We start from the raw sequence: 5,742 nt of genomic DNA on the forward strand, positions 1-5,742 counted from the left end.
CGGACTCGATCCACAAGCGTGGCTGACCGACACCTTAGAAAAGTTACCCACTTGGCCAAACAGCCGCATCGATGAATTACTGCCGCTACGACTGCTAGCAGAAACTTAAGCGTCAAGGCGGTGGAGCGGCTGAGCCTTTACTTATATGGCATCAACTTAAGCTTTTGTCATGGAGTGAACCCGCTTTTTATAGGGTGTACAACGACGTAGCCTCTGCACAGAAAAATGGTGCGCAAGAAACACGACTTGCACACCCTATGAAAACCGGTTTTTCTACTCTATTTTTGTCTTCACTTGCTGCCTATAACCTTGACTATCGTTATGCCTAACATGGCGTTCAGCCCAGACGACTTCGCCACCGAGAAGACGCGACAATCCTCGCCACAGATTAATTGGGCGCTCCTGGCGTAAGTTTGATTTTTACTTGGTGAAAAGATTGTTTTTTCATTTAATAGATCGCCATAAAACAGGAATAAGTGGAAGGCTAGACTTCGAATAGCTCATTCAGTAGCGCTTGCATACCTATTTAGCACCGCTATTTTCATTGCAAAACACCTGTCAAAGCAGTGTTTATTGGGCATGAATGTTATGCTTATGCCCATTGGCAGAGTTACATCGCTGCCCGCAAACTATTCACTCCCTTAATTTAAGGAAAACAAATGGCTCAATATGTTTTCAGCATGAATCGCGTCGGGAAAATTGTTCCGCCGAAGCGTCAAATTTTAAAAGATATCTCATTAAGCTTTTTCCCTGGCGCCAAGATTGGTGTTTTAGGCCTGAATGGCTCGGGTAAATCCACCGTGCTTAAAATTATGGCCGGTATTGATAAAGATATCATTGGCGAAGCCACGCCGATGCCGGGCTTGAATATCGGCTATCTGCCGCAAGAGCCACAGCTTGATCCACTTAAAACCGTGCGTGAAGAAGTGGAATCGGGCCTTGGTGAAGTGTTTGAAGCGCAAGCCAAGCTAGAAGCCGTTTACGTGGCCTACGGCGAAGAAGATGCAGATTTTGATGCGCTCGCGACCGAGCAAGCGCGTTTAGAAGCGATTATTTCGGCCAGCTCTGGCGACAATGCCGAGCTGCAATTAGAAATCGCGGGCGATGCGCTGCGCCTGCCTCCTTGGGATGCCATCATTGGTAATCTGTCTGGCGGTGAAAAGCGCCGTGTGGCGCTGTGTAAACTGCTACTCTCCAAGCCTGATATGTTGCTGCTCGATGAGCCAACCAATCACTTGGATGCTGAATCAGTCGATTGGCTAGAGCAATTCCTGTGCCGCTTCCCTGGCACTGTGGTGGCCGTTACCCACGATCGCTATTTCTTAGATAACGCGGCCGAGTGGATTTTAGAGCTGGATCGTGGCCACGGGATTCCTTGGAAAGGCAATTACTCTAGCTGGCTAGATCAAAAGCAAGCGCGTTTAAAAACCGAAGAAAACCAAGAATCTGCACGCCAAAAAACCATTAAGAAAGAATTGGAATGGGTTCGTCAAAATCCTAAAGCGCGTCAGGCTAAATCCAAATCACGGATTGCCCGTTTTGAAGAACTGAATAGCCAAGATTATCAAAAGCAAAATGAAACACAGGAAATCTTTATTCCCGTGGCAGAGCGCTTAGGTAATGAAGTGATTGAATTCGAAAACGTCAGCAAAGCCTTTGGCGATCGCTTACTGATCGATGATTTAAGCTTCCGCGTACCACCTGGTGCAATTGTGGGGATTATCGGGCCAAACGGCGCGGGTAAATCCACATTGTTTAAGATGCTTGCAGGCGTAGAGCAACCGGATAGCGGCACGGTAAAAATCGGCACCACCACCAAAATGGCCTATGTTGACCAAAACCGTGATTCCTTAGGCGATGGCAATAAATCGGTATTTGATGTGATTTCTGGCGGCCACGATATTCTGACCGTTGGCCGCTACGAAACATCCAGCCGTGCTTACATCGGCCGCTTTAACTTTAAAGGCGCGGATCAAGCCAAAATTGTCAGCCAATTATCAGGTGGCGAGCGTGGCCGCTTACACTTGGCTAAAACGCTGATTTCGGGCGGCAATGTCTTGCTATTGGATGAGCCGTCTAATGATCTGGATATCGAAACCCTACGTGCGCTTGAAGATGCGCTCTTAGAATTTGCCGGTTGCGTGATGGTGATCTCGCACGATCGCTGGTTCTTGGATCGTATCGCTACGCACATTTTAGCGTGTGAAGGCGATTCTAAATGGCAATTCTTTGACGGCAACTACCAAGAATACGAAGCCGACAAGAAAAAACGCCTTGGTGAAGAAGGCGCAAAACCAAAACGTATTCGCTACAAGCCTATTAGTCGCTAATCTACGCTCGTCCTTAGCGTTAATAAGTTATCGTGTATTACGGAAATCAGCATCGTCATTCCCGTGTAGGCGGGAATCCAGCTACGCGGCTGGATCCCCGACAAAACACGCGGGGATGACGCTTTTTTAGCCCGCCTAAAATGCATGGAAACTTGTTATTCACTACTTATATCAAACGGGAAGAGCTTATCCTCCCGTTTTTTATTATGGCAACTGCTACCCAAGCCTAGGCTTAATCCTACCGCTCATACCATGCACCATTGACTATTTTTTACTTAATTCATACAATTGAGGGTTATTTGGTGTGGGCGCTAGCAAAGTGCAGCATTGTGTAGGGGCACCTCCCCCGCCCCAAACCATCAAAAACAAGATATTTAAAAGCCCGCATTCAAGATGTGGGCTTTTTGCTTGGCATACCGATCACCTTAACCAAGGATAAAGCAGTGTCTTTAAACAGCGATCATTATGCAAAGCTCGGCGTGTCCCCCAATGCCAGTATCGATCTAATTAAATCTGCCTACCGCAAAAACGCGGCAAAATTTCACCCAGATAAAAATCCTGACCCAGCTGCGCCAGCGCGCTTTCGTGAGATCCAAGCAGCCTATGAGATTTTAAGTGATGCTACCCGCCGCAAAGCTTACGATAATTACCGGCAGCGCAGCTTGATTGATAATCCTCTCGAAATTGCCCAAGAAATTTCGGCGCTCTATATACAAGGCATATTAAATTGAGTTTTTCCCCTTATTTTGAAGAATTAACATCGGCGTATAGCGCAGAGCTTGACGATTTAATGACCGATTCTGAAGGCCGCTCTGCCATCAAAAAACGCCTAGACGAGAAGCGCAAGCAATTTGAAGCGCTACTGGCCATGATTGAATTTAGCCCCGAAATGGTAGCGGTCGCTTTTTACAACGCATTTAGCTTTCACGCACCGCAAATGATGCGCACCCTGATGCGTAGCGAGCCTGATGACGATGATTTTATGGTTTGGGACGAGATTAAAGACAATCTAAGTATTGCCGATTGGGCCCAGCCCTTGGTAGATGCGGCGATTGAAGCCGACGGCGGCGATGTGTTTTTAGTAAGCAGCGCGGCACTCGAATTTCACCGTCTTCACAGCTCACATAGCCCCGCTAAAAATACAGCAGCAGAGCCGGACGAGCACAACGATGAAGGCGATGATAATGATGAGCAAGACAGCGATGATTTAGGCGAATCTGGCTCCAACTGGCTAGCCGAGCAAGGCTTTGAAACCATAGACGCTAATTAAGGACGATCATGCATCCAGCAATTATCAATGCCTCAAAGCTGATTCTAGTCGGCGATATTAGCGGCGCAGAAAAAGCGCTATCTGACATTGCTGACGAACACGGCGATCATGCCCTGTCCGTCATTTTAGAAGATGTTGCCCCTAAGGATTTACTGGCCATCTTGCGTGAATATGACTCAGCCAAAGAAACAGTGCTCAGCCTAGTTGTCTCTCCTGAGCAATTTGCCCGGGCGGTAGTGCTGGATAAGCTCTATGGCGAGCGCAATAAAGACAAGCTACGCGGCATGATGAATGCGGTTATTTACAAACACGCCGATACCGCACCGGATTATCTGACCGCCATTTTTGAGCAAAAAGGCGGCGCGGGTATTCTGGCGGATTATTTTGAAGGGCATTATGAAGTTGCGCTCAATTTTATTCTGCGCGCCCATTTAGAAACCACGCCCTTACCGTTTTTAGACGACGAAAATATCCTTGATACAGAAGAAATCAGCGCATTTTTTGAGGCTTTCTACTCCAGCGAAAACATCATGGATAAGGTTGATTGGGGCTATTCCCGCACCGAACTTGCGGATAATGATTGGAAAGAAACTTTGTGGATTTTATTTCACGAAGTTCCGGATGCCTTCGATCATCTTATTGATGAAGTACAAAGCCGGATGCTGGCAGCCTGTCAACGCGCAGCACAAAAAATAGAGATCAACCCAGATGCACTGGATAAGCTATTACAAGCCATTTGCAATAGTAGCAGCGACGATATTGAAGAGTCTGCAATTTAATGGGAGCCGCTTCCACAGTAATATCCACTTTTGATCAGCGGCGTTTTTTTGATAAAGCTTTGAGCTACGGCGTAGCCCAAGGCTTTATTACACCTGAGCGTTGCACAATAATCCAAGCTGATTTAGCCAAGGGCATCGTGCAAATCGCCAATTACTTTGGCACAGCCTATTTACGCCCAGATTTAGAACTAGCGCTTATTCGTACCGTCAATTTAATCAGCCTTTATTTAGAAGATCTATCTAAGGGTGATATCCATATCGCCGCGCAATCATTGCAAAATAACACCCTGCTATCCCACTCTAAAAAAGGCGCTGATTTACTGCGCAATATTGCGGGGCTGCCACAAAACACCCTATTGATTAAATCAGGTGGTATATCGCTTGATGAACAGCAATCTTATTTAAACATCATGAGCTCGCAAAAGCGTCTTTCTTGGCCACAATATCAAGCCGATTTACGCGAAGGCCAGCTATTGCAAAGCAAGATTGATTTAGGCTTTTGGCTAGCAAAGAAATTAAAGCTCGCCAGCGACGATATTTGCGATGCGGAATCACTGATTCTAAGCAGCATGCTGATGCTTTACGCCATGGGCAATGATGAAAAACCACTGCGCCGTGCCGACTATGATCGCTATATTAAAATAGCGAAAAAGAAAACAAGCACGCTCAATGCTGAACATTTAGCCGCTTTTTTTAAAGTCGCCCCAGCAGCTATTCAAACCAGCGCCCAAGTCGAGATGAATGTGTTTATTCAAAATGAATTGCCAAAAATTAAAACTGGCAATCAGCACGTTGAATCTTATTATTTACGTGGTGGGCATAATGAAATCAGCCTATATGACCAAGGCATTGCAGATAATTGGCAGCGGCTCACTGGGCTAGATTCAGATTCAGAAACGCTAGCCACGCTATTGCTATTTAGTGCTTGCGAGCTACCCTTTAAAGCCGCCATGCTTAAACGGGAAGCCATCGCCATTACGCAATATGTTCGCGACCATGGCTTTAATGCTTCAGCCATCACGCAATTTATTGATAACAATGTGCCGATGAGCCAGCGAGAGGAAATCAATGATTTTTGGCAAAATGATTTAAAAGCCGAAGCCGAAGCCGCCCTTGCCAATAAAGACCCTCAATATCCAGATCTTTACATGGAGCGTGCACTCCGATATTTGCAGCAGCGCTGCAATGCAAAATGGAAAGGCCGCGCATAAATGCAAATAAAAGAGCCTGTAAATCTTTCTGTGTAAATGCCTTTGGAATTACTGGTGGCCGTTCAGCCGGTCACCAAATTCTATAACGAAACGATTCAGCGCCATCCGCCAGTTTTGAATCGGCATCGTCCATTTCTTTGAAGCCTGTTCGA

At 46.4% G+C, this 5,742-nt stretch carries 6 protein-coding genes; all 6 read left to right on the top strand.

The features are described 5' to 3' along the window. A partial coding sequence (locus tag Q0R17_RS16465) for a transposase domain-containing protein (RefSeq protein WP_293935441.1) occupies window positions 1-109 on the top strand: 109 nt, incomplete at its 5' end. A 550-nt stretch (window positions 110-659) separates the two neighbouring features. Beyond that, a complete protein-coding gene (gene ettA / locus Q0R17_RS16470; RefSeq protein WP_293936864.1) occupies window positions 660-2,330 on the top strand; it encodes an energy-dependent translational throttle protein EttA in 1,671 nt (556 codons plus the stop codon). 443 nt (window positions 2,331-2,773) lie between these two features. After that, window positions 2,774-3,061: a DnaJ domain-containing protein gene (locus Q0R17_RS16475; RefSeq protein ID WP_293936866.1), complete on the top strand. Its 288-nt coding sequence runs from the start codon at window positions 2,774-2,776 to the stop codon at window positions 3,059-3,061. Further along, window positions 3,058-3,600 carry a hypothetical protein gene (locus tag Q0R17_RS16480; protein ID WP_293936869.1) on the top strand — a complete coding sequence of 181 codons (543 nt, stop codon included), beginning with the start codon at window positions 3,058-3,060 and terminating at the stop codon, window positions 3,598-3,600. The genes Q0R17_RS16475 and Q0R17_RS16480 overlap by 4 nt, the downstream gene beginning before the upstream one ends. Window positions 3,601-3,608: 8 nt before the next feature. Beyond that, a complete protein-coding gene (locus tag Q0R17_RS16485; RefSeq protein WP_293936871.1) occupies window positions 3,609-4,379 on the top strand; it encodes a hypothetical protein in 771 nt (256 codons plus the stop codon). Beyond that, the gene (locus Q0R17_RS16490) at window positions 4,379-5,590 is read left to right on the top strand and encodes a hypothetical protein (RefSeq protein ID WP_293936874.1); all 1,212 of its coding nucleotides are present in this window, start codon (window positions 4,379-4,381) and stop codon (window positions 5,588-5,590) included. The genes Q0R17_RS16485 and Q0R17_RS16490 overlap by 1 nt, the downstream gene beginning before the upstream one ends. Window positions 5,591-5,742 lie beyond the last annotated feature (152 nt).

It is taken from the genome of Iodobacter sp. (assembly GCF_025352645.1).
Classification (GTDB): Bacteria; Pseudomonadota; Gammaproteobacteria; order Burkholderiales; family Chitinibacteraceae; genus Iodobacter.